This window comes from Devosia sp. A16, from assembly GCF_001402915.1.
Taxonomy (GTDB): Bacteria; Pseudomonadota; Alphaproteobacteria; order Rhizobiales; family Devosiaceae; genus Devosia_A.
The window spans coordinates 4,201,659-4,226,677 of sequence record NZ_CP012945.1; the positions used below are offsets into that span (position 1 = coordinate 4,201,659).

At 65.7% G+C, this 25,019-nt stretch carries 20 protein-coding genes; 4 read left to right on the top strand and 16 right to left on the bottom strand.

Translation table 11 applies throughout. From position 1 onward, the window contains the following. Positions 1–21 precede the first annotated feature (21 nt). Positions 22–1,077 (top strand): amino acid ABC transporter substrate-binding protein, encoded by a 1,056-nt coding sequence (locus APS40_RS20185; protein WP_055048753.1) that lies wholly within the window; start codon positions 22–24, stop codon positions 1,075–1,077. 132 nt (positions 1,078–1,209) lie between these two features. Here APS40_RS20185 and APS40_RS20190 read toward each other — a convergent pair whose 3' ends face one another. The 3 genes from APS40_RS20190 to APS40_RS20200 form a co-directional block, all read right to left on the bottom strand. After that, positions 1,210–1,920, bottom strand: a complete 711-nt coding sequence (locus tag APS40_RS20190; protein WP_055048754.1) for an alanyl-tRNA editing protein — start codon at positions 1,918–1,920, stop codon at positions 1,210–1,212. Beyond that, entirely contained in the window at positions 1,917–2,969 is a 1,053-nt protein-coding gene (locus APS40_RS20195) for a cysteine synthase A (RefSeq protein ID WP_055048755.1), read from the bottom strand. The genes APS40_RS20190 and APS40_RS20195 overlap by 4 nt, the downstream gene beginning before the upstream one ends. A 155-nt stretch (positions 2,970–3,124) precedes the next feature. After that, a complete protein-coding gene (locus tag APS40_RS20200; protein WP_055048756.1) occupies positions 3,125–4,504 on the bottom strand; it encodes a cryptochrome/photolyase family protein in 1,380 nt (459 codons plus the stop codon). 197 nt (positions 4,505–4,701) lie between these two features. Between APS40_RS20200 and cysD the strand changes: the two genes are divergently transcribed. From cysD to APS40_RS20215, 3 genes are all read left to right on the top strand, one after another. Next, positions 4,702–5,619, top strand: coding sequence for a sulfate adenylyltransferase subunit CysD (cysD, locus tag APS40_RS20205; protein ID WP_055048757.1), 918 nt, complete (start codon positions 4,702–4,704; stop codon positions 5,617–5,619). Beyond that, a complete protein-coding gene (cysN, locus tag APS40_RS20210) occupies positions 5,619–7,535 on the top strand; it encodes a sulfate adenylyltransferase subunit CysN (RefSeq protein WP_055048758.1) in 1,917 nt (638 codons plus the stop codon). Before cysD ends, cysN begins: the two co-directional genes overlap by 1 nt. 284 nt (positions 7,536–7,819) lie before the next feature. Then, positions 7,820–9,349 (top strand): peptidoglycan-binding protein, encoded by a 1,530-nt coding sequence (locus tag APS40_RS20215; protein ID WP_055048759.1) that lies wholly within the window; start codon positions 7,820–7,822, stop codon positions 9,347–9,349. On the opposite strand, the gene APS40_RS20220 is transcribed toward APS40_RS20215, so the two are convergent. The 13 genes from APS40_RS20220 to APS40_RS20280 all read right to left on the bottom strand — a co-directional run bounded on the left by APS40_RS20220 (position 9,350) and on the right by APS40_RS20280 (position 25,017). Then, positions 9,350–9,676, bottom strand: a complete 327-nt coding sequence (locus APS40_RS20220) for a hypothetical protein (RefSeq protein ID WP_055048760.1) — start codon at positions 9,674–9,676, stop codon at positions 9,350–9,352. Positions 9,677–9,820: 144 nt separating this feature from the next. Continuing rightward, the gene (locus APS40_RS20225) at positions 9,821–10,129 is read right to left on the bottom strand and encodes a hypothetical protein (RefSeq protein ID WP_156343016.1); all 309 of its coding nucleotides are present in this window, start codon (positions 10,127–10,129) and stop codon (positions 9,821–9,823) included. Between the two features lie 158 nt (positions 10,130–10,287). Beyond that, positions 10,288–11,331, bottom strand: a complete 1,044-nt coding sequence (locus APS40_RS20230; protein ID WP_197279372.1) for an alginate lyase family protein — start codon at positions 11,329–11,331, stop codon at positions 10,288–10,290. A 7-nt stretch (positions 11,332–11,338) separates the two neighbouring features. Next, positions 11,339–14,068 (bottom strand): tetratricopeptide repeat protein, encoded by a 2,730-nt coding sequence (locus APS40_RS20235; RefSeq protein ID WP_055048763.1) that lies wholly within the window; start codon positions 14,066–14,068, stop codon positions 11,339–11,341. A gap of 42 nt (positions 14,069–14,110) precedes the next feature. Then, positions 14,111–14,752 (bottom strand): alginate O-acetyltransferase AlgF, encoded by a 642-nt coding sequence (locus APS40_RS20240; RefSeq protein WP_055048764.1) that lies wholly within the window; start codon positions 14,750–14,752, stop codon positions 14,111–14,113. Between the two features lie 20 nt (positions 14,753–14,772). Further along, complete coding sequence (locus APS40_RS20245; protein WP_055048765.1) at positions 14,773–16,098, bottom strand: alginate O-acetyltransferase AlgX-related protein; 1,326 nt, start codon at positions 16,096–16,098, stop codon at positions 14,773–14,775. Further along, positions 16,095–16,904 carry a hypothetical protein gene (locus APS40_RS20250; protein ID WP_055048766.1) on the bottom strand — a complete coding sequence of 270 codons (810 nt, stop codon included), beginning with the start codon at positions 16,902–16,904 and terminating at the stop codon, positions 16,095–16,097. The genes APS40_RS20245 and APS40_RS20250 overlap by 4 nt, the downstream gene beginning before the upstream one ends. Continuing rightward, positions 16,901–18,004 (bottom strand): alginate O-acetyltransferase AlgX-related protein, encoded by a 1,104-nt coding sequence (locus APS40_RS20255; protein ID WP_055048767.1) that lies wholly within the window; start codon positions 18,002–18,004, stop codon positions 16,901–16,903. The genes APS40_RS20250 and APS40_RS20255 overlap by 4 nt, the downstream gene beginning before the upstream one ends. 9 nt (positions 18,005–18,013) lie before the next feature. After that, complete coding sequence (locus APS40_RS20260; RefSeq protein ID WP_055048768.1) at positions 18,014–19,444, bottom strand: MBOAT family O-acyltransferase; 1,431 nt, start codon at positions 19,442–19,444, stop codon at positions 18,014–18,016. Continuing rightward, a complete protein-coding gene (locus tag APS40_RS20265) occupies positions 19,444–20,964 on the bottom strand; it encodes a right-handed parallel beta-helix repeat-containing protein (RefSeq protein WP_082434560.1) in 1,521 nt (506 codons plus the stop codon). The genes APS40_RS20260 and APS40_RS20265 overlap by 1 nt, the downstream gene beginning before the upstream one ends. Further along, on the bottom strand, positions 20,957–22,393 hold the full coding sequence (locus APS40_RS20270) for a mannose-1-phosphate guanylyltransferase/mannose-6-phosphate isomerase (protein WP_055048770.1): 1,437 nt from the start codon (positions 22,391–22,393) through the stop codon (positions 20,957–20,959). The genes APS40_RS20265 and APS40_RS20270 overlap by 8 nt, the downstream gene beginning before the upstream one ends. Position 22,394: 1 nt before the next feature. Then, on the bottom strand, positions 22,395–23,516 hold the full coding sequence (locus tag APS40_RS20275; protein ID WP_055048771.1) for a hypothetical protein: 1,122 nt from the start codon (positions 23,514–23,516) through the stop codon (positions 22,395–22,397). Between the two features lie 13 nt (positions 23,517–23,529). Next, positions 23,530–25,017: a glycosyltransferase gene (locus APS40_RS20280; RefSeq protein WP_055048772.1), complete on the bottom strand. Its 1,488-nt coding sequence runs from the start codon at positions 25,015–25,017 to the stop codon at positions 23,530–23,532. Positions 25,018–25,019 lie beyond the last annotated feature (2 nt).

Genomic DNA, 25,019 nt, shown 5'->3' on the forward strand with positions numbered 1-25,019 from the left:
AGTTGGAGCAGCGTTTAGACCATGACGGTTTCGGCCGTTTGGCGTGGCCTCGTCCGCGTCATCCTATGCATCGCAGTGTTCGCTCCATCATTGGCCTGGGCGCAGCAGCCGACGCTGGCCCCAGCCGGCCCGACCTTGCAGGCGATCCGTGACCGCGGCCACCTGATCTGCGCCACCGCCGATCCGCTGCCCGGCTTCGCCCAGCCCGGCACCGACGGCCGCTGGACCGGTTTCGACGTGGATCTCTGCCGCGCCGTTGCCGTCGCAGTGTTCAACGATGCCAGCAAGATGGAGTTCGTGCCGCTGTCGGGCGACAGCCGCTTCGCCCAACTGCAGACCGGCAGCATCGACCTCATCACCCGCAATGCGCCCTGGACCATGCGCCGCGACACCGGTTACGGCGCGAGCTACGTCGCGACCTCGTTCTACGACGGGCAGGCGATCATGGTGCCGCAGTCGCTGGGCTTCGTCTCCGCCTACGAACTGGATAACGTCAAGATCTGCGTCGTCGATGCGCCGGAGGAGTTGGCCAACCTCCGGGAGTTCTTTTTCGGCACGCAGGCGACCTATACCGAAGTCCTCTACGAGGATCGCGAAGACCTGACCGTCGCCTACCGGCAGGGCCTCTGCAACGCGGTCTCGGCCTCGGCCAGTTTCCTCAACGCCATGCGCCGCAGCCTGCCCGAGCCGGCGACCCACCGTATCCTGCCAGAGCGCATCTCCAAGGGGGCCTTCGGCCCGGTGGTCCGTTCCGGCGACGACCAATGGTTCGATATCGTCGAGTGGACGCTTTACGCCTTGATCGATGCCGAGGAGGCCGGGGTCACCTCCCTCAACATCGACTCGCTCGCCGCCGCCAAGACCCATCGCATCCGCCGCCTGCTCGGGCTCGAGGGGACGTTCGGGCCCAGCATCGGCCTGAGCCCGATGTTCATCGCCAATGTCATCAAGGCTGTCGGCAATTACGGCGAGATCTTCGAGCGAAACTTCGGCCCCGCCACCGGCGCCGCCGTGGTCCGCGGCCAGAACGCCCTGTGGATCAATGGCGGCCTGATCTGGGCCCCGCCGATCGAGTAGCAGTGCACCTGCCGTCCCTCACCCCGGTCACTCCCCAGAGGGGAGAGGGGGCGATGTGCCACCGCCGATGCAAAGCGCGTCCCCTCTCCCCGCTGGGGAGAGGGTCAGGGTGAGGGGCGCCAAGCGAACCAGCTACCCGAACAGCACCGTGACCCGGCGATTGATCGCACCTTTCTTCTCGATCTTACCCAGGCGCAGCGGCCCGATCTCGCTGGTGTTCTTCACATGCGTGCCGCCGCAGGGCTGCAGGTCGACATCGCCGATACGCACCAGCCGCACCCGTCCCTGACCCATCGGCGGCTTGACGTTCATCGACTTGATGAGCCCGGGATTGGCCTCGAGCTCGGCATCGGTGATCCACTCGGCCGTCACCGGCAAAGCGGCCTCGACCAGCTCGTTGAGCTTCCGTTCGACCTCTGCCGCGTCGGGGACGTCGGGCAGGTTGAAGTCCACCCGTCCCTTGTCCTCGCCCACGGCGGCGCCGGTGATCGGGTAGGGCAGCACCACGGTGACCAGATGCAGCGCGGTATGCATCCGCATCAGCTTGTGCCGCCGCTCCCAATCGAGATGCGCGATCACTTCCTCGCCCACCGCCAAGGCCGGCTGGCCCTCCGCCGGCAGGTGCACGACCGCCGTCTTGTCGCCGTCGGGATGGATGGTGCCCATGAGGCTGACCGAGCTGCCATCGGCCCGCTCCAGCCGTCCGGTATCGCCGGGCTGGCCACCCGAGGTGGCATAAAAGATCGTCCGGTCCAGCACGATCCCGCCCTCGGGCGTGATCGCCGTCACCAGCGTCGGCAGCGAGCGGACATAGCTGTCCTCTCGAAAGATGAATTCAGTCACGCAACAGGCTCCGCCTCAACGACTGCTTGCCAGTCTATGGGCGTGCGAGCTTCGAGCCAATGCGGTACCGGCAGGTTCTTGGAGCGCAGGAACTCGGGGTTGAACAGCTTGCTCTGATAGCGGTTGCCGTAGTCGGCGAGGATGGTGACGATGGTCTTGCCTGGCCCCAGATCGCGCGCCAGCCGCACCGCACCCGCGATATTGATGCCAGACGACCCGCCGAGGCAGAGCCCTTCGTGCTCGAGCAGGTCGAACACATAGGGCAGGGCCTCGCTGTCGGGGATCTGGTAGGCGCGATCCACCACGATATCCTTGAGGTTGGCGGTGATGCGCCCCTGGCCGATGCCCTCGGTGATCGAGTTGCCTGAGCTTTTGAGCTCGCCCGTGGTGTAGTAGCTGTAGAGCGCCGCGCCCTCGGGGTCGGCAAGCCCGATCTGGATGTCGGGGTTCTTCGCTTTCAGCGCCATTGAGATGCCGCCCAGCGTGCCGCCTGAGCCGACGGCCGAAACAAACCCGTCGACCTTGCCCTGGGTCTGCTCCCAGATTTCAGGACCGGTGGTCTCGATATGCGCTTGCCGGTTGGCGGTGTTGTCGAACTGGTTGGCCCAGATCGCGCCGCCGGGCAGTTCGCGCGCCAGCTTCTCGGCCAGCCGGCCGCTCAGCTTCACGTAGTTGTTGGGGTTCTTGTAAGGCTTGGCCGGTACCTGGATCAGCTCGGCGCCGAGCAGGGTCAGCGCGTCCTTCTTTTCCTGGCTCTGCGTTTCGGGGATGACGATCACCGATTTATAGCCGAGCGCATTGGCAACCATGGAAAGCCCGATGCCGGTATTGCCGGCCGTGCCCTCGACGATCGTTCCACCCGGCCGCAACAGCCCGCGCCTCTCGGCGTCGCGGATGATGAACAGCGCCGCCCTGTCTTTCACCGATTGACCCGGGTTCAGGAACTCCGCCTTGCCCCAGATCTCGCAACCGGTCGCATCGGAGACGCGGTTGAGTCGGATCAGAGGCGTATTGCCGATGGCGGAGATGACGTCGGGGTGGTTGGTCATGGAGCGCAGGGGGCTGTGGGAGGGTGCGCTGAACCTAGGCGGCAGCCTGATCACTGCCAAGGCTTAAGCTGCGGATTGGTATGCGATTTTCCCGCCCGACAGAGAAAGGGCAGGATTTCGCGCCCGCGCTCGGATTGACGGAATATCGGACCTTGCTACAGCGCATTGAACGCTTCGAGTGCGCGCTCGCGAGAGACCTTCAGGTCGACGATCGGCTCGGGGTAGGCGAGTGCCGCGGCATTGGGCGCTTCCCATGGCCGGTGCACCAGCTTGTCTGGCAGGCCCGCAACCTCCGGCACCCAGCGGCGCACATAGTCTCCAGCCGGATCGAACCGTTCGCCCTGCGTCACCGGGTTGAAGATGCGGAAGTAGGGCGAGGCATCGAGTCCGCTGCCTGCCACCCACTGCCAGTTGCCGGGATTGTTCGCCGGGTCGGCATCGACCAGCGTGTCCCAGAACCACTGCTCGCCCTTCCGCCAGTCGATGAGCAGGTTCTTGGCGAGGAGCGACGCGGTGAGCATGCGGACGCGATTGTGCATGACCCCGGTCTCCCACAGCTCGCGCATCCCGGCATCGACGATCGGGATGCCGGTCTGCCCGCGTTGCCAGGCTTCGAGCGCGGCATCGGCGTGCCGCCACTGCAGATGCGCGTATTTTTCCACCATCGGTACGCGGGCAATATCCTCGCGATGGTAGAGCTGGTTGTAGTTGAAATCCCGCCAACCCAGCTCGGACAGGAATTTCTCGATCGCCGAGGCCGTGGACGGTGCGTGCTGGGCCATCGCCTGTGCCGTGTGCCAGACCTGCCGCGGGCTGATCTCGCCGAATGCCAGGTGCGGCGACAGTCCCGACGTGGCCGCCTTGGCCGGAATGTCGCGGCCCTCCGGATAATCCATCACCAGTTGCTCGAGGAACTGCTCCAGCCGTTGGTGCGCCGCGGCTTCGCCGATCCGCCAGTGCCGCCCGATCTTTCTGCCCCAATCCGGCTCGCGATAGTCGGCATCGACCCGCGTCGGCCGGATCGCTTTGCCGGCTCGTGGCCTCGGTAAGGGGCGTTCGATGTCACGCTTCCTCAAGCTGTTCCAGAACGGCGCATAGACCGAGTAGGGCTTGCCGCCGCCGGTCGCCATCTCGAACGGCTCGACCAGCACGTTGGCGGCAAAGCTCTCGGTCTCGATGCCCTCGCGTTTGAGGCGCGCCTTGATCCCGGCATCGATATCCCGCTCCGACGAGCCGTAGCGACGGTTCCAGTATACGGCATCGACGCCGTGCCGCCTTATCGTTTTGAACAGTTCGGCTTCTGCCACGCCCTCGCCGGTCTCCAAGGTCACGCCAAGCCCGGCCAGCGCTTCCGAGAGCCGATTGAGGCTGTGGTGCAGCCACCAGCGACTTGCACCACCGCGCTGCCGCAGCCGGCTGTCGGTCTCCTCGATGTAGATTGCTCGCGCCTTGCCGTGCTTGAGGGCAGCCGACAATGCCGGGTTGTCGGTGATCCGCAGGTCGTTTCTGAGCCAGACGAGCGCCGTTGCGGTCATGGAATAGATTTTCCTTTGCTCGGGATCCCGGGTGCCGCCGTTCTTGTCGTGACGATCATGCGACAAGCTCCACCTTTACAACGTCGGATAGACGCAAACGGGCAGAATAGTTGAGTTTCTTAGTAGTCTAGTAGCGCTTGCCGCCCCTTTGTCGACCGCGTATTTCACTGGCGTTGAAACATGGTTCCCCAGCGCCAATGAGTTCCGTCGGCCCGCGTGGTCTCAGCCACCTCAAATCCCTCGAGTCCGAAAGCATCGAAATCTTCCGCGAAGTCGCGGCGAGCTTCGAGCGCCCGGTGATGATGTACTCCATCGGCAAGGATTCGTCCGTGCTGCTGCACCTGGCGCGCAAGGCGTTCTTCCCCAGCCGCATTCCGTTTCCGATCCTCCATATCGATACGAAGTGGAAGTTTCGCGAGATGATCGAATTCCGCGACCGCATGGCGCGGCAATACGATCTCGACCTGATCGTGCACACCAATCCGGACGGCCTGGCTCAGGGCATCAACCCGTTCGATCACGGCTCTGCCGTGCACACCGACATCATGAAGACGCAGGCGCTGCGCCAGGCTCTCAACGCCGGCAAGTACGATGCGGCCATCGGTGGCGCCCGCCGCGACGAGGAGAAGTCCCGTGCCAAGGAGCGCATCTTCTCGCATCGCAACGCCCAGCATGCCTGGGATCCGAAGAACCAGCGCCCGGAGTTGTGGCGCATCTTCAACACGCGGCTGGCGCCCGGTGAGAGCATGCGTGTGTTCCCGATCTCGAACTGGACCGAGCTCGATGTATGGACCTACATCTACGCCGAGGGCATCGAGATCCCCGAGCTCTATTTCGCCCGCCGCCGCCCGGTGGTGGAGCGCTCCGGCACCCTCATCATGGTCGATGACGATCGCTTCCGCTTCAATCCCGGCGAGACGGCGCGCGAGGAGATGATCCGCTTCCGCACGCTCGGCTGCTATCCGTTGAGCGGCGGCATCCGCTCCGACGCTGCCGACCTGCCGTCGATCATCATGGAAATGCAGGCCTCCCGTACCTCGGAGCGCGAAGGACGCCTCATCGACTCCGACAGTATCGGCTCGATGGAAAAGAAGAAGCAGGAAGGGTACTTCTGATGGCCAGTGTACCCATGACCGCCCCCTCAGCCGAAACCGCGCTCGAGCTCTGGCTCGCCGAGCAGACCGACAAGAGCCTGCTGCGCTTCCTCACCTGCGGGTCGGTGGATGACGGCAAGTCGACGCTGATCGGTCGGCTGCTCTACGACAGCCAGTTGATCCTCGACGATCAGCTCGCGTCGCTCCGCAAGGAAAGCCGCAACCGCACCACCGGCGACGAAGGCATCGACTTCTCGCTTCTCGTCGATGGCCTTACCGCCGAGCGCGAGCAGGGCATCACCATCGACGTCGCCTATCGGTTTTTCTCGACCGACAAGCGCAAGTTCATCGTCGCCGACACCCCGGGCCACGAGCAGTACACCCGCAACATGGCGACCGGCGCCTCGAATGCCGATCTCGGCATTGTTTTGATCGACGCCCGCAAGGGCGTCCTTACCCAGACCCGTCGCCACAGCTTCATCCTCAGCCTGATCGGCGTGAAGCACGTGGTGCTGGCGGTCAACAAGATCGATCTGGTCGGCTACGACGCAGACGTGTTCAACGCCATCGAAGCGGAATACCGCGCCTTCGCGAGGGATCTCGGCTTCGAAACCCTCGCCGCCATCCCGCTCTCGGCCCTCAAAGGCGACAACATCCTCGCCCCCAGCCCGCAGACCCCCTGGTACGACGGCCCGCAACTGGTGCCCTATCTCGAGAGCATCGAGGTGGCGACCGATCGTGCCAGCAAACCGCTGCGGTTTCCGGTGCAGTGGGTGAACCGTCCCAACCTCGATTTTCGCGGTTTTTCGGGAACCCTCGCGTCCGGCGAGGTGAAGGTCGGCGACGACATCCTTGTCGCTGCGTCCCGCAAGCCGGCGAGGATCAGCCGCATCGTCACCATGGACGGGGACCAGCCCCGCGCCATTGCCGGGGAAGCCGTGACGCTGGTGCTCGACCGCGAAGTCGACATCTCGCGCGGCGATGTGCTGGTGCACCCCGGTGCGACGCCCGACTATTCCAACCAGTTCCAGGCGCGCCTGGTCTGGATGAGCGACGAGCAGGCCATTCCGGGCCGCTCCTACCTGCTCAAGCTCGGCGCCCAGCAGGTGCCGGCCTCGATTACCGCGCTGAAGTTCAGAACCAACGTCAACACGCTCGAGCAATCGGCTGCAAAGACTCTGGAATTGAACGAGGTCGGCACCGTTACCATCGCCACCGACAAGCCGATCGCCTTCGACAGCTACGCCGACAATCCGCTCTCGGGCAGCTTCATCCTGATCGATCGTATCAGCAACGCTACCCTTGGCGCCGGGGTGATCGAGTACGGCCTGCAGCGCGCCAGGAACCTCAGCTACCAGTCGTTCGACGTGAACCGTAAGGTGCGCGCCGAGATGAAGGGCCAGACGCCGCAGATCGTCTGGTTCACCGGCCTGTCCGGTTCCGGCAAGTCGACCGTCGCCAACCTGATCGAGAAGCGCCTGACCTCGGAAGGCCGTCACGCCTACATCCTCGATGGCGATAACGTTCGCCATGGGCTGAACAAGGATCTCGGCTTCACCGACGAGGCGCGGGTCGAGAACATCCGGCGCGTCGCCGAGGTGGCGCGGCTGATGGCCGATGCGGGGCTGATCGTCATCGTCTCGTTCATCTCGCCGTTCCGCAACGAGCGCCGGCTGGCGCGCGAGGTGGCGGGCGACGTCAAGTTCACCGAGGTGTTCGTCAATACCCCGCTCGAAGTGTGCGAGGCCCGCGATCCAAAGGGGCTCTACGCCAAGGCGCGGCGCGGCGAGATCAGCAATTTCACCGGCATTTCCAGCCCCTACGAAGCGCCTGAGAACCCTGACGTGGTGCTGCATGGAGCACTGCACGATCCAGTGCAGATGGCCGAAGACCTCTACGCCCGCATCTTCGAATGGGACACTGGCTACTCGATCTAGGGTGTTTCGCGGTTGAGCCGCACCGGTACGGCTCGGCCTTGGACCACCCGCCGGCTCTCATCCCTGCGAACTTTCGCAAGGGATGACACCGAGTACGGTTCGGTTCATTGGTGAAACGCTTTAGCCTGCCTGCAAGTATGTGACTTGGCAGTCACGCTCGCGAAAGCGCGGGCCTTCGATTCTCGCACTTTCCGCAAACCACTTCCTGTGGACCGTTTTCCATTTGCTGGCGCCGTCCCGCGATCGATGCGACAATGCCGGTCGGGTTGGTTGGCTAGTATCTCATGCGCAACGCGTTTCGGCTCCTGCTATGGCTGCTGCTCCTTTGGATGCCGGCCCTCGCTGCACATGCCTCCTTCGATGATTCGAAGCTCTGGTTCGAGCGGCTGAGCGACGATGAGCGCTCCGCGACCCAGACCGACCTGATCCTGCTCGGCCACTATCAGTACCTGGTTGACGGCCAGTTCGGGCGCGGCACCTTCGACGCGATTGCCGCCTTCCAGAAGAGCCAGGGTCGCGCCCCGACCGGGGTGCTGACCGATTTCGAGCGACGCTCGCTGCGCGACCTCGCGAGGCAAGTCGACAGCAAGCTCGGCATCGAGCTGGTCAGCGACACGCCGGCGCATGTCGCCATGATGATTCCGCTGCGCCTGCTCTCCATCCAAAACCCGACCGATGCCGGCACCTCCTACGTCAGTGAGGATGGCGAGTTTTCGCTCGAGACCATGCACGTCTCCCTGGCCGACCAGTCGTTCGAAACGCTGTTCGACGCGATGACCAGCCCCGATCCGGAGCGCACCGTCACCTATCGCAGCTTTGGAGCAGGGCGCTTCGTGGTTTCCGGGCAGATCGGCGACTACTCGTTTTATACGATGTTCGTCAGCGCGGCGGGCGAGGCGGTGGGCTATTCGCTCGCCTGGGGCGACACCTACAAGAACGAGGGAGCGATCGCCTCGGTCTACATCGCCTCTCACTTCACTCCGCTCAGCAGCCTGCCGCCGCCGGACGAACTGAAGAAGGCCGAGGGGACCGGCGGGGCGCCGCCGCGCGGCGCCTTCGTGCTGCCCGAGGAGCAACCGGAGGTGATCCTCCTCAACGCCGACATCACCGATCAGACCTCCGCGGAGTTCGACCGCGCGCTGGCTGCCCGGCCTGACGTGCGGGTGGTCGCTCTCAACAGTCCCGGCGGTTCAGTCGAATCCGCACTGAAGATCGCCGGCGCCATTCACCAGCGCGGGCTCACCACTTTCGTGCCTAAGGACATGGGGTGTTATTCGGCCTGCGCCTACATCTTCTTCGCCGGCATCGACCGACAGGCCGTAGGGGAGCTCGGCGTGCACCAGATCTCGGCGGAAGTCGCCGATCTGGTGCTGGCGCAGACCACGCTGGGCGATGTGCTCGACGCGATGCAGTCGTTCGGCGTCAACCAGCAGGTGATCTCGCACATGCTACGCACGCCGCCCGACGACATGTATGTGTTCAGCGCGGCGGAACTCAGCGACCTCGGCATCACCAGCGGCGAGCCTTTGACCATCGACGTGGCCGTCGCTGCCTCGCCGGAGCCACCGGGCGGCGGCGGCACCGCCATCGTGCACCTGTCGAGTCAATCGGACCCTGCCGAGGCGGAACGGTCACGGGCGTATGTCGAGGGACGCTGGAGCACGCTGTTCGGCGAAGTCAAACCAGAGGTCGAAAGCTCAGGCAATATCTACCGCGTGCAACTGCCGACGCCATCGCTCGAGCGCGCCAACGCCATCTGCGCGGCCATCAAGGCGGACGGCGGCGGCTGTTATGTTACCGCCGCCGGCAGCTGATCAATTGATCTGACATTCGTCGACGGCGGCAAGCAGTGACTCCCGCGGGCCTTCGTCGCAGACGATCGGCGGGGTGATACGCGCGCCATTGCCGCTGCCCGATGGGCCGATCGAGTGGGTTTCGACCAGCTTGCCACCGCAGTCGGGGTCGGCGCGGAAGGCTGCCAGATCCGTCAGCAGCAGAATGTTGCAGTGAATATTGCGCTCGATATGGGCCGTTTGCTTTTCCGACAGCCCGAACGCTGAAGCGCTGGAAGAATAGGCGATAGTGGCGAGCAAACCAAAGGCGCAAGTGCTGGCAAAGCGCAGCGGAACGCGAATACGCATGACCATCTCCATGGGTTAGCACCGACGCAAAGGCGTTCGTTGCTGTCGATCCGATGCAGATCGAATGCGTTAATCAGGCGCTAATAGAGATGAATGATGCTTGAATACGCGGTTCAGCTGCCGACAGTTGCCACAGGTGCGTATTCAGCGGTCGTCGCCCGCCGTCACGGGCTTGCCGGTGAGCGTGACCATGGCCGTCTCGACGTCGTTGTCGAGCCCCCAGTCCAGGGTCTCGAGCTTCAGCGTCTCGAACAGCGTCTCAGCGCTGACCTTACGCCCATCGAGTTTGGCAAGAACGGATGAGAAGCGTGCACCCAGATCGGCGGGGGCATCAACACCAGCTGCAGGAACCACGGCCACACTTTCCGCAAGAGAACGGCGAAGTCGGACCAGCCCCCGACTTTTCGGGCGCGGGCCTACTGCAGAATCCTTTAAGGAACGCTTCTTGGACAAAGTACAATTTCGCTTTCATTCGGAAAGCGCGCTGTGGGCCAAGCAACAGAGCTTAAGCGCAGTTTTCTACCGCGCTATAAGGGTACCTAGGTGAACCCAGGATGAAAAGCGCCGCCCGCCTCTTATTGGCAGGCGGCGCCGTCATTCGGGCCGAAGGGTTAACTAGTTGATGCCGGCAAACGGGCAACCCAATCGCCCAGCCGCGTCAGGTTCCCGCCGAGCTTGGCATGCGCCAGTGGACGCAACGGTTGGACGAACGCGTTGGTGGCGGGGTCGGGAGCGTGCCGCAACAGCGGCTCGACCCAGGCCAGCATGAACGGCTCGAGCGCCTGCTTGCCGGTCTGGAACGTCTGTTCCTTGCCGTTGATCTGCTGGACGATGGATGGGTCCTGGATGGCCCTGAGGCTGAACGCGGCAATCGTGCCGAGCTTGCCATCGCAGGCGGCGTAGCCGTCGTAGCCGGTGGCCTTGAGCAGATCGGCGGTGACGATCAGCGGGGCGGTGGCATGGAGCTGGTAGTTCAGCGCCTTGTCGGCCCGGTTCATTTCGAGCGGCAGGCTGCCGTCGGGCGAGGCCTGGCAGGTGACGAGCTCGAAGCTGCCCCTGGCCCAATCCAGCATCGCGGCATCGCCATTGAGGCGACCGATGGCGGCGGCAGCCAGCCCGGCCCAGGCGCGCAGGTTTGCCCGCTTGGCGTTCCTGGGCGCTTCGGTCTCGAAGAACTGCTCCATCGCGTTGGCCGCGCCGGTGAGCCAGGCAATGACGCGTTCGCGCTTGGCCGGATCGAGCGAGCCGGCTGTCTCGGCCTGCAGCAATGCGATGGCCAGCCCGGCGTAGCGCGCCGGGATCGCCAGCTTGACGTTCAGCGTCTCGAGTTCAGTGAGCGCCCCGGCTGCAGCCCACTGATCGAGCCAGTCGAGAACGCATTCGCCACGCGCGGCGTCGCCGTCCATCAGCGCGGTGTTGGCCATCTTCATCAGTTCGCCGATGAACGCCTCCACCGGACGCAGAGCGCGATCGACCTCGGCATTGGACACCTCGTCGATGTCCGAACGCGTCTTGCTGTCGTCGGTGTAGCGGCTGCCGAAATTGAGCGCGACAACCGGGGCAGGCGAGGGTGGGCAGGCAAACGGCTTATCCTCCGCGCGCGGCATCGCCGTGCCGAGCAGCAGCGTCATCGTTGTGATCAGGCCGAGTGCCATTCGCATCTCAGTTCTCCACTGCCATCGACGCCAGCAGGCGCTGCGCTTCGGGATTGCCGAGGCCGGCTGCATCCTTCAGCAGCATCGTCGCCTGCTGGATCGACGGTTCGATGCCGATGCCCATGGCATAGGCCTTGGCGAGTTCGACCATGGCAACGGCGTCGCCACCCTCCGCGGCCCGCTTCAGCCATGAGCTGGCGTCGCGTGCCTCTGCGGCCGTGGTGCCGGTCGAACGCAGGTAGAGCGCCAGCTCGCGCATCGCCACGGCGTCGCCCGACGCCGCCGCCGCGGCGTAGCGCGCCGACCAGTCGACCTGCTCCAGTACCGCCGTCATGATCGCCGGCGGGGCCTTCAGCACCTTGTCGCGGATCTTGCCGAGGTCAGCGACCGGCGCGTCGTCGATCATTCGCTTGAACATCGCGACCGCCTTGGTCGGAGCGTAATCTTCGCTGTTGGGATCGGCGTAGATCTTCACCAGCCGGCTGACCGCGGTGTCGTCCCCGAGCGCCACGGCCTGGTCGAACAGCTCGATCGCCGTCTTGGTCCGTTCCTTGCCGCCCATGGCCATGTAGCGGTCGGCGATCGCCGTATGGCGCCAGCCATCATCGCCGGCGAGCCGCAGGCTGACCTCCAGCCAGTGCTCGGTTTCCGCGTCGTCGGCCGTAGCGACGAAGGCGCCGGCCAACTTGATGGTATTCTCGAAAGTGCAGTCGACGACGCTCGCGGCGCGATAGAGGTAGTCGTGCCGCAACTCCTCGTCCCGGGTTTTCGAGGCGGCGAAGATCAGCGCATCGGCGTCGCCGCGTTGCTCGATCGTCTGGTGATATTGCGCCAGCAGGTCGGTGTCGGAGATCCCCTGGGCCTGGAGGATCGGCAAGAGGCGCAGGATGGCCTCACCCGAGCCCTGCTGTGCGGCCTCGGTGAGGTAGCCGATCGCTTCCGACCGCTTCTCGGCGTCGCTGGGGAAATAGTCGAGCAGCACCGAACCCAAGTCGACCGCGGCGCGCGGCAGGCCATCTTCGCGCGCCCGTTTCAGCGCCGCGATGGTCTCCTCGATCACCTCGGGCGTCGGGGTCACGGTGAGCCGATGCCGCGCCAGCGCATCGACCGTCGCCGGCACCGGATCGATGCGCGACTGCCAGAACGCCAGCATTTCCGGGCTGGCGCCGTTGCGGCCCAGATAGTCGACATAGTAGGCGACGGAGTTGGGACGGCCATAGAGTGCGTGGGTCTGCAGCTTGGCCAGCGCGATCGGATCGGCGTTGGGGTCGAGCGCGCTGATATCGTCGGTATCCATGAACTCGGTGGAGTTGCCGGCCGCGTCCTCGGTGCGCTGCCAGAACGCGGCAAGCCGCATGTCGGCGCCCTTGGGAGCTCGGCAGAGATAGGCCTGCCTCAGGTCGGTCATCGGGTCGATCTTGCCGGCATTGGTCACGGCGAAACTGAGCAGCTCGGTGGCGCGTTCGAACACGCCCGGCTCATCACGATGGCGCAAGAGGATGAAGGCCAGCTCCTGGGCCGAATCCGCATCCTCCAGCGCCACGCCCTTTTCGAGCAGCGCCTTGGCCTCGGCCTCGCCGGACCAGCGCCCTTTGTCGCTCAACACCAGCTTGGCCAGCTTCGAGAAGGCCCAGCCTGGCGGTTGCGGCATGTTGACCAGTTCGGTCAGGCGCGCCGCATAGGCGGCCTTCTTGTCGGGAACCGCCTGTTCCTTCTCGAGCAGCGTGACGAGCCGGAACAAGGCATTACGGCTGCCCAGCTCCGAGGCTTCGGCGTAGAGCGCCTCGGCTCGATCCCCATCCTCGGGCACCAGCGCGCCGGCTTCGTAGAGCTTGCCCAGCTCGACCTGCGCCGCCGCTACCCCACGGTCGGAGGCGAGGTTCAGGTATTTCAGCAAGCTGTCGTTGTTCTTGACGATCAGCTCGCTTTCGAGGTGCAGCTGCGCCACTTTCCATGCCGCCCCGGCATCGCCGAGATCGGCGGCCAGCCGCAGCCATTGCTCGGCGATGTCGTGGTCCTGCTGCACCACCAGGCCCTTGGAGTATTCGCGCGCGATGCGGCCGATGCGGTCGCAGATATCGGGATCGAGTTTGCCGACCAGCGCACCGAACGCCATCGTCACGGCAAGCTTGGGGTCGAGCTCCCAACCGGGCACCTGTTCGCCGCCGATGTTCATGGAGGCGAGGCGGAGCAACGCGTCGGCATTGCCGCCCATGGCGGCGCGGGTCAGGTACCCGAGGCCCTTCTGCTTGTCCTTTTTCACCACCAGCCCGTCGAGATAGAGCGTCGACAGCAGGTTGAGCGCCTTGGGCGCAAGGGCGCCGGAATTCGCCTCCAACTGGTCGATGATGCCGGTCTCGCGCAGTTGCGGCAACCGGCCGGCCTTGAGGTAGAGATTGATCCGATCGATCGAAATGTCCGGCACCTTGGGCGCCGGCATCTTGCCGACAACCGCCAGCATCTTGTCGACCAGCTTGAAATTGCCGGTCGGGTTGAGGTCGCGCAGACGTCGCGCGTCGCGCAGCACCAGCTCGGGGTCCCCCTCGGGCACCGACACTTCGTCCCACGCCTGCCAGCGCGCCACCACGTCGGGGTCGGCCTTCTTGGCGACGCAGACCTCCTGGGCCGGAATCTCCGGCGGCAGGAAAGTGACCTCGACCGGCGCGGCAACGGCGGCGGATACGAGGCCCGAACCGAGCAGCAGCAGGGTGGCGAGGCGGGGGACGAATGACGGCATCGGGAGCCTCCGATTGAGACAGTTGCGGCGCGCGCGAGAACGCTATTGCGCGCGGAAGAACGCGTTTTCGACGGCAGTGGCGGTATAGGTACCGTTCGAGCCGGTGAAGACGATCGACACGCCACCGCGACGCTTGAGGTCCAGCGCGGCAACGGTGGCGACCGGCTTGCCCTCCGCCTGCACCTCGAAATCGAGGGTCAGCGGCGCCTTCAGCGCCACCGATTTGCCGGTGTCGCCGGCAATCGCTTCGATGGCCTTGGCCTTGGCGGCGGGGACGAACAGGTCGACGCTCGCGAGGTCGGAGAGGTTGTAGAAATAGACCGTTGCCTTGCTGGGGTCCGAGGCCGGGTCGTCCTGCAGCACCAGCGGTTCGCCTTCGACGCTCCAGGCATAGGTGTAATAGGCGCCGGGCGAGGTCGTCACCGACCCGGAGACGTCCCCCGCCGAAACAGCGATGTCGCCCGGCTGCACGTTGACATAGGCAGAGAGGCCATCGGTGATGTTGTCGACGGTCGTTCCGTTGACCACCGCCACCGCGGCGCCGGGCACCAGCACCCGCACGAAGGCGGAGTTCGGATCGACCGGCGCGTCGTAGAGGCCATCATCCTGGGCCAGTGCGGCCGGGGCGGCGCTGAGCAGCATCAGGCTGGCGAGGGCGACGAGTTTGGGGGTTGAGCGCAGCATGTCGGCTCTCCTTGTTGGCATCAGGTGTTGCAGAGGGAAATCGCCGCCTTCTCCGCGGAAAGGCGATCGAACTGGATCGAAACCTTCGAGAGCTCCAAGCTGTCGAGGGACTCGAGCGGGATGAAGAAGCGCCCGGTGCCGCGGAAACGGTCGCCGCGGTGCACCTCGCGCGTGAAGGTGCGCCCGTCGGTGCTCTCGAAGTTGAGCACCACGTCGCGGCTGCCATTGTCGCCGGCATCCGCCAGCAGCACCTGGTTCGCCGCGATCGGCGTACCGGTGAGGTCAGCCTGGTAGAGGCCCTTGGCCTTGTCGATCACCGGGGCGTTGCCGACCGGCTGGCAGTCGTTGCGGGCAGCAGCGATCAGCTCGGTGAGCGAACCGGTGCCGAACTGCGCCAGGTTGTTGTAGATCGGGTTTTCCCACACGAGGAATTTCGGGCGGTCGGCTTGGAACTCGCGTGAGGTGAGATAGGACGTGATGGCGCCGAACTGGTTGCCGCCGGTGATCGCCATATTGGCCACCGGCAGGCTGGCATACTGGGCGAGAAAGCCCGAGAAGTTCGGCACCGATGCGTCCGAGAAGCTGGTGCCCACCAACGCGATCTCGTCGCTGGTGGCGCCTTCCGCCTCACCGCCGCTATTGCCGAAGATGTCGAGGCTGGCGTCGGCGCTGGCGACCTCGACTGTCTCGTAGGAGGTGCTGATCACCGGCGGCAGGCTAAGCACGCAATAGGCCTGCAGCGTGCGGCGCATGCCCGACACGGCGAGCTCGCTACCTGTCGGCTTGGTCTCGTAGTTGACCGGCGTAACGTCGGCATAGGCGGGGAGCTGCTTGATCATGCCGCCGATGGTCCGCGCCGCAGTTTCCGCGCCGCGCGATGTCCAGTGGAAGTCGGAGCGGAAGAACGGGGGGTCGTCGCCATTGGTGGTGCGCAGCGCCGACAACAGGTCGACGGCGATCACTCCTTGGGCGTTGAGGCGCTTGACCTGGTCCTCGTAGACCGCGACCGCCACGTTCTCGTCGAAACCGAACAGCTTGGCCTCGTCGGGCAGAAACGTCGGCAGCGTCACGCTCTTGGTGGGGATCGGCACATAGAGCATCGTGGTGCCGTGCGCCTTCAGGGCCTCGGCCAGCTTGCCCATCTGGGCCACCGTATCCTCGGTGAACGGGTGCTGCATACGCAGGTCCGCGAAGATCCGATAGAAGAAGCCGTCACGGCCCTCGACCGAGGGAAGCGTCGGATTATCCTCGAGGTGCTTGCAGCCGAAGGCCGAGTTGGCAGCCAGCGCCGGGCTGGCGGAGAGCACGGCGGCAAGGGCCGCGCCAAGCAGCAGGGTCTTGTTCATTCTGTCGTCTCCGTGGAGGCGGTGAGTTGTGGCGAGAGCGTGCGGAGCAGGTTCTCCGCCATGGTCCGGACGTTGAGCGTGTCGGACGCTGCCGCGAGCTTGAGGTAGCCCTTGGCCTCCTCGATCTGAGCCGGCTCCGGCGTGCCCGAGAGGAGCGCGAAGGCGAGGTCGAGCGCCGCCTTGGCGTCGCCCCCCTTGGCGGCGGCGACCAGCAGCTCGTCGGCGCGGGTCGGATCGAGCCCGAACGGTTTGCCGGTCCGGTACATGGCAATCAGTCCGTCCCGGGCCACCGCGTCGCCGTCGCCCGCGAGCTTTTCAAGCAGGTCGCGCGACGCCGCGAGATTCTTCGGCTGATCGAGGAACACATCGGCGTTGAGCAGCCGGATCAACGGGCGGATCGCGGAGGTCCGGCCATTCTCGGCGGCGCGCCGATAGTAGCGGGCGGCCGCGTCGATGGTCTCAGGGTCGTGGTCGGCCTCGATGCGCTTGGCGAGGTTGAGTTGCGCCAGGTCGTCACCGGAGTCGGCCAGCGCCTGCAGCTCCCGATAGCTGACCTTCTTGCCGGCGATCATCCGGTTGCGGATCAGCTTCATCGGATCGACCGGCTTGGCCGCGCGATGCTTGACCTTGGCCTCTTTAGGCTTGCACTTGCCGGGCACCATCGGGCGGGCGCGCTCGGAGTCGCTCGACAGCGACTCCGGCACGCGCACCATGCACGTGGCGGCGTTGGCGGGGTTCACCACCGCCAGTCCGGTCGCCAGCGCCAAACTGGCGGCGGCAAGGGCGAGGATCAGCGGCCGGATCATTGGCTCTCCTCCTTCGCCAACCCGGCCTTCCACAACTGGGTCTGGCCGAGGTAGCGCACCGGGAACTCCCAGATCACCACCTCCGGCGGGGTGTCGCGTAGCGTGGGGCTATCGAGGAAGGCGCGCATCGGCGCCACCGGCCCCTTGCCCTCTTCGGCGAGGTTGAGCACGTCCGAGCCCAGCGCCACCTTGAGGCTCTCGCCAAAACTCCACTGCGGGTTGGCGCTGTAGCTGGTGCCGGTGAGGACGAACGGAATGGAGGAGGGCCCGAAGATGTCGGCGCTCGAGGCCGCAGGGGGCGCAGACGCCTCGCGCGGCACGACAGTCTCCGGACCCAGACCGACGAGCGGTGCCAGCCCGCCGGTGACGATGAATTTCGAGAGGTCGCCTTCGCGCTCGACCGGAGCGGCGTCGGCGATGGTATAGGGGGTGTCGCGCTTGCCCAGCGCCGAGCCCACCGCGTCCGCTACCACTTCGGCGCCGAGCGGCGTCCAGTGCGTATCGGTAGTGAGGAACAGCTGGCCCTTGTCCTTGGCTTCAAGCAGCGGCGCGCGCGTCTCGATGGACTTGATCCCGGCATTGTCGAGGACAGTGCGGAAATCCTCATAGAGGCGCTCGAGATCTGTCGGGATCGCGGCATAGCTGACGTGCTCGCGGTAGATGTCGGCCTTGGCCGGCAACGGCACGACGACGAGCTCGATGCCCTTGGCGGCCAGCAGGTCGCGCACTTCCACGACGCCGGCCGCGGCCTCCGCCAGGTCCGGCGTCCGCTTCAGCGTTGCCTCGAACTCCTCCTTGGAAAACAGCCAGCCGTCATCGCCGACCACCACACCGGGTCGCCCTTCGCGGAACGCCAGGTAGCGGGCCGCCCCCATCGCATCGATCGAGGGGAGCCGGTGCGGCATGATCTTCTTGTAGTAGGTGTCGATCTGGATCGCGGCCTCGCCGTTCAGATACTCGGCCGCCGATTTCGGCATCTCGGCGATGTCGCGACCGAGGCCGGTGACGAACTCGTAATTGGCGACGACCGCATAGCCGAGGAACAGAACGGGCAGGGCGAAGGCCGGAGCGGCAGCGATGGTCAGGGGTTTCGCGGGCATGTTTCGGCCTCAGAACTGGAAGTAGAGGAAGGGCGAGTAGGTCTGCTCGGCGAGCCGCATCAGGCAGAAGATGGCGAGCGCGCTGAGGGCTCCGGCCTTGACCAGGCTGGTGGCGGCCGCCGTGGCCGTGCCGTCGGCATTGACGGTGATCTGCGGTTCCCACAGGTGGCGCATCTTCGGCTCGGCGATGGTGATCGCAATCGCGATGGCAAGCATGGTCATCGCCTCGCGGCTGACCATCCAGGCCACTTCCGGCCGAATGCCGATGCCGTTGAAGCCGAACATGCCGGCATACATCTGGAACGCCTGGCCGACATCGGGGGCGCGGAACATCACCCACCCCAGCACCACGGCGACGAAGCAGAGCGGCAGGCTCCACCAGTAGTTCTGCGCCGTCTTGTCGTAGCCTGTCAGCCGTTCGACGACGAGAATGCCGCCGTGCCAGACACCCCACAGGATGAAGGTGAAGGCCGCGCCGTGCCACAGCCCGCCCAGCAGCATCACCAGGAACAGGTTGATATAGGTGCGGACCGTGCCCTTACGATTGCCGCCCAGCGAGATGTAGAGATAGGTGCGCAGCCACGTGCTGAGCGAAATATGCCAGCGCCGCCAGAACTCGGTGATCGAGCGGCTGACATAGGGCATGTTGAAGTTCTCGGCGAAGCGGAAGCCGATCATCAGCGCCAGCCCGATCGCCATCGCCGAATAGCCGGCAAAATCGAAATAGAGCTGCATCGAATAGGCGAGCGCGCCCAGCCAGGACTCCACCACGGTCGGGTTCGGCGCCGAGAACATGGCGTCGGCGAGGGGCGCCACCGGGTCGGCGATCAGCACCTTCATCGACAGGCCGATCAGAAAGCGCTGCCAGCCGGCGTTGAACAGCTCCCAGCTGTGTTCGCGGTGCTCGAACTGCGGCGCCAGATCCTTGTAGCGCAGGATCGGGCCGGCCACGAGTTGCGGGAACAGCGCGAGGAAGGCGGCGAAGTCGATGATGTTGCGCGAGACCTTGGCATCGCCGCGATAGACGTCGACCAGGTAGCTGATCGAGTGGAAGACGTAGAACGAGATACCGATCGGCAGGAGCAACTGCCAGTGGATGCCCAAGGCGTCCGGCGTGGTGCCCCACAGCATGGCGAAGCTGTCGATGAAGAAGTTGAGATACTTGAACACTCCGAGCACCAGCAGGTGTCCGGTGACGCCGATGGCGACGAAGAGCTTCGCGCGGGGGGTGCCCTGATACTTCTCGACCAGGATGGAAAAGACATAGGCCCAGAGCGTGTTGGCGCACAGCAGCATCAGGAAGTCGAAGCGCCACCAGCCGTAGAACAGGTAGGATTCGAGCAGCAGCGTCAGGTTCCGCCACTTCGGCGGCGTGAGGTAGTACGCGGCGAGAAAGATCGGCAGGAACAGAAACAGGAACGTCTCGGACGAAAAGACCATCAGGCATCCCCTTCGAAGGTACAGCTGGTGGGGCGCAGGGCGCCGCTGGGTGTGAGCTTGGCGCCGGCCTTGAGCTGCAGGCCGTCGATGATCGTCGGCGTTGCGTCGGTGGCGCTGAGGTTGAAGAAGCGGTCGGTGAACTGCACCAGCTCGCCGTCGAGCAGCCGCGGCGCCTGGCCGGTGAAATCGTTCATGGCGAACTGCAGCCGCGCCGTGGTCGACCCCTTGATGCCCACGCGGTTGCCGTCGAGCTGGTTCGAGGCGATCTCGATCATCCCGTAGTCGGGCTGGTGCGTCACGCTGATGCCGGCATTGCCGTTGTCGATCAGCCGATTGGCGCTGACCTTGAGGCCGGCGCTGTCGCGTACCGCAAGGCCCGACTGGGCGTTCTGCAGCAGCAGGTTGTCGGTCACCTCGATACAGTCCGCAGAGGCGACCGAGACACCCGAGCGCTTGCTGCCGGCAATGAGGTTGCCGTCGATCTCGAGTTGCGCGGCGCCGGCATCGGCGAAGATGCCGTTGAGTCCGGCGTTGAGGACGATGTTGCCACTAAGTTCGACCGAAGTGGCTCCCCCGGTGACCTTGATGCCATGGGCGGTTTGCCCGGCCAGCACGACATTGCCGCGCGCCGCAATGGCTTTGCCGCCGTTGAGCAGCAGCGCCGGGCCGCTCGAGGCTGCAAACACGTTGCCCTCCACAGTGGCCGCATCGGCATCGACCAGCGCCAGCGAGCCGACACGCTCGAAGCGGCTGCCGCGCACCACCGAGGGGGCAGGCTTGGCGTAGAAGCCGCCTTCGAGGATGGTGACGCCGGTCAGCGGCGCGAACAGGCCATAGCCGAGATCGGCGAAGCGCATCCGCTCGAGCCGCGCGTTGCCGGAGAGGGCGACGACGACGAACGGGTTGAAATCCTTGAGTCGGGGATTGGCCTCCCCGCTGCCGGCAATGGTCGCCCCGTCGCCGACCAGGTTACCTGAGGCGAGCAGGAAGGCGCCGCTGGAGCGGTCGAGCAGCAGCGTCTCACCCGGCTGCAACGCCAGCGTGGCGCCGCTCCACACCGCGATCGGGAGGTGCGCGACATAGCCGGCGTCGGTCTTGTCGATGATGCCGGTCAGCTTGGCGGCGGTCACCGCCTGGTAGAGCTGGGCGAGGCTCGCGACTCCGGCTTCGACCAGCAGCACTTCCGGCCTTGCCTGCGCCTGGCGCAGCGCCACGTGATAATTGGCGCCGGCTTGCAGCGCCAGCTGGCTCAGCACCAGGTCGATCGATACCAGGCTGACCTGAACCCCGCCCAGTTCGAGCGCCGCGGCCGGCTTTGGTTTGGCTGGCGCGTAGCTGAAACCGAGAGGAATTGCCGCCGCCTGGAGATCGGTAGTCGAGCGGCCGGCCTCGACCATCGCCGCGAGCGCGGCGACGGTCTTTTCGTAGGCGAGGGTCCGCGCGTAGTCGGCTCCCGTGGCGGCCCAAGGGAGAGAGCATGCCGCGGCGGCGAGACCTGCACGGACCCACGCCCTACGCATGTTCGCGGCTCCCGTCGGCCACCGCTGCCAGTTCCAGCAACGGGGTGAGATGCGTCAGGGGGCCGTCCACATGGCAGGCGACCTCGATGACCTGCATCGGGCCTGTACCGTCATTGATGACCTCCGCCGTCTGCTCCGGACCGATCTCGAAGGTCGCACCGGCGCGGATCTCACGGCGGCGGCTCCCCATCTGCAGCGTGCCGCCGCCCGAGGCAACGACCATCAGCCGGCGGAATTCCGAACCGCTTTCCACCGGCAGCGTGGCGCCCGGATTGACGGTGAGATGGCGCAACGTATAGCCGGCGCCCGAGGCGAGCTTGCCCTGCTTGCCCCAGTCGGTGGCGCCGAACGAATGGTCATCGGCTTCGCGGCGGTTCTGCGCCTTGAGCTGTTCGACCACCTTCTTGACGTCCTGCGACTGCTCGCGGGTCGTCACCAGCAGGGCGTCATGCGTATCCACCACCACCAGGTTGTTGACGCCGACCACTGCGACCAGGCGGTCGGAGCCGCGCACGTAGCTGCCGGTCGAGTTCACCATCATCACATCGCCGGTGACGACATTGTCGCCGTCCGACTTCTTGCCGATGGTGTGGAATGCCGCCCAGGCGCCCACATCGTCCCAGTCGACATCCGCCGGCGCCAGCGCCACTGTCTTGGATTTTTCGAACACCGCGCGCTCGGTGGGGAGGCTCTCGGCCGAGCCGAAGCTCGCCTCGTCGAGCACCAGGGCACCGTCCTCGTTGCCGGCGTCGGCAAGCGAAGCGCTCACCGCGCCGAAGGTCACCGGGTCGAAGCGACGATATTCCTCGATCACCGTATCGGCGCGCATCAGCGAGATGCCCGACGCCCAGTAGGCGAGGCCGGTCTCGATCAGCGACTGCGCAGTCTGCGCATTGGGCTTTTCGATGAACTTCTCGGCCCGGTGCACGCCGCGATAGTTGGAGAACTCGCCGCCATCGATGATGTAGCCGTAGCCGGTTTCGTTGTAGCGCGGCTTGATGCCGAAGGTGACGATCAGCCCGTCGGCCGCCGCCTTGTGCGACTCCCGGATGCGGGCATTGAGATCGCCCTCGATGACGTGGTCGGACGGGCAGATCAGCATCACCGCATCGGGGTCGGTGCGCGAGATCAGCAATGCCGCCGACAGCACCGCCGGCCCGGTATTGCGCGCCACCGGCTCGGCGATGATGCGCGCATTGCGCTGTACATCGCGAAGCTGGCGGCGAACCGTGCCCAGATGCCCACCGGCGACCGACACCACGGGGTCATGGAACAGCTCGCCTCGATGCCGCTGCACCGTGGTCTGGAAGAAGGTGATCGAGCCCTCGTGGTCAATGGGCTGGAACTGTTTGGGCTGCTGGCTGCGGGATAACGGCCAAAGCCGTGTGCCCACGCCGCCGCACAGTACGACTGGATGGATGGCGTTCATATCAGTGGCCCTCGTTCGCCGGTCCGTTGAAGGAGAAGAACCGTCCCACCGCCGCCAGCGGGTCGGATTTGATCAGCACGTCGACCGGCGAACCCACGGTGCTCTGGTCGAGCGCGATGGCCGGCACCAGGGTGACGGGGATCGCGGCGCCGTCGGTGGCGCTTCTGAGCAGCCCCGGCAGTTCCTTGGCGTCGAGAGATGCAGTGGTGACCGTGCCGCTCGGCATGTGCACCTCGGCATGAGCGCCCGAGGCGAGTGCCCTGAGCCCGCTGCCGTCGACCTTGGAGGAGATCACGACGGGAGCATCCTTGGGCGCCACGGTCATCACCGTATCGCCGGCCAGCACCGTGGCGCCGCTTTGCGCGGCGCCCGGCGCGACCACGCAGTCGCATGGCATCGACACGGCCAGCACCTCGCCCGAGGTGGTGCGGATGGCGAAGGCGATCTCTCCCTTGCTCGCTGCCGGGTTGACGAAATCGAGCTGGCCGGGGCTGATCGCCCTCAGATCCATGCCATCGAGCGTGATGGTGGAAAGGCCGGTGACCGGCAGCACGAACAGCCGCTCGTAGAGCTTCACGCCGACGAAGCCGACCAGCAGCAGTCCGAGCCCCGCAAAGGCGCCCCAGCGGATGCCGGTCATGAGGCCGCGCGATACTGAGCGCCCGGGCGCAGGCAGTTCGGAGCGAACCTTTTCGGGCTTGTCCGCCGTGCGGATCAGTCCGTCGACGCCGATCAGGTCCCCGCCGACAAAGGCATTGAGGATGTAGCGCAACTGCGGCAGGTGCGGGCCGGTCGGCTCGAGGAAGCGGAGCGTCACCGTGCCCGACTCCGGCGCCCCGGCGCCGATCGCTGCGTCCAGCGGCAGGCTGATGGCGTAGCCGGGGAAGTTGAACACCAGGGTGGCCAGTTGGACGCGACCATGCAGTTGCGGGTCGATCAGCCCGGTGGCTTCCGCCCCCACGATGCTGAGCGCATGCCCCTGCAACGAGCGGCCGTTGATGACCACGTTGAACGGCAGCCGGATCACCGGATGCTCGCCGTGTACGGTGGGCTCCGCTGCCAGCGGGGCCGAGGCGCTTCTGGCGGCTATGGGTTTGTCGAGTTCTGCATGCGCTTCGGTCATTGCTGGTGAGCCCTCAGTTGGCATGGATGGGGAAGGGGCTGAGGAGCCCCGTCACGAAGATCACTCCGGCCACCAGCAGTCCCAGGGCGAGCGCGTGCATGTAGCTGGAGCTGATGGAGCGGACCCGTCCGCCGGCGCCGCCGCTGTTGCTGACGCTGGTCGCCGACTGGCGGGTCCAGCGCTGGCGGTCGAGGCGAAACATGACCGAGGTCTTGATCGCGGCACCGAACAGCTGGCCGAAATAGAGCAGGAACGGGTAGGTGATGGGGAACGGACCGCCGAAGCTGGCGAGCAGCCAGCAATAGGCATAGCGGGTCGCCATCACCCAGGCGATGTAGGCGACCGCGATCAGCGGATCGACGAACACCGAGAACAGCACGATGCCGACCGGCGCGGTGAGCGTCGTCCACATCGAGATTCGCTGGTCGAGGATCGACCACCAGGCGAACGGCCCGATCCGCGTCGGCGACAGCGCCAGGGCGCGGCCATTGGTGCGCAGCATATTGCCGAACCAGCGGCGCATCAGCGTGATGGCGCTCTCGACGAAGCCGGGCTTGGGCTGGGTCTCCATCGAGACGCAGGCAACGTCGGGCAGGTAGGCCATCTCGTAGCCGTGCTTGAGCAGCCAGAACCAGGTCGACTTGTCGTCGCCGGTGAGGAACTTCACCCGTCCCAGCCGCCAGTGGTCGATATAGTCCTCTTCCACCGAGGCGATGAATTCGGGATTGGTGGCGAGGTCGGCGCGAAACACCGACATGCGGCCGGTAAGGGTCAGCACGCGCCCGCCCAGCGCCACCGCCGACATCATCATCTGGCGCTGCGTGAAGCGCAGCTTGAACCAGTCGCGGAACAGTGGGGCGTCGTCGATCTCGGCGCGCTCATGCGTGGTCAGCGCCCCGACCTTGCCGTTGGCGAAGAACGGAGCGGCGCGTTCGACGATGTCCTCGGGGATCTGCGTGTCGCCGTCGATCAGTAGCACGACATCGTCGGCGCTGGGGTAGCGCCGGGCAATGGAGCGCAGCGAGGTGGCGAGCGCATCGCGTTTGCCGGTGCCGTCGATGCGGTCGATCACCACTTCGACCGTGTTGGTTCCGGCCAGCACCTGCGCTGCGACGGCGCGGATCAGCCGCTCATCGGCGAGATCGACCACCGACGCGACGACGGTCGAGCCGCCAGGGGCGCGGCGGGCAGCCTGGAAGATCGAGCGATAGACCCGCGCAGTGATCGCCGCTTCGATCTTGTAGCTGGTGGCGAGAAAGAATGCGTGCGCCGGGCGACGCGTGGCGTAGAGCGCCTCGGCGGCGGCCCGCCGCCGAGGGTAGGCTATGCGGATATAGACATGGGCGCGCACGAAGTTGACCAGCGCCCAGCTGTAGCGCCAGAGCCCGATCACCCCCAGCGTGAGGAACACCCCGGCTCCGCCGGAGAAGGCCGAGGCGGGCACGGTGCTGGCGATGGCCGCGGCAGACAGGATGTAGAGGGCGTGCGCGAAGGGGTTCATGG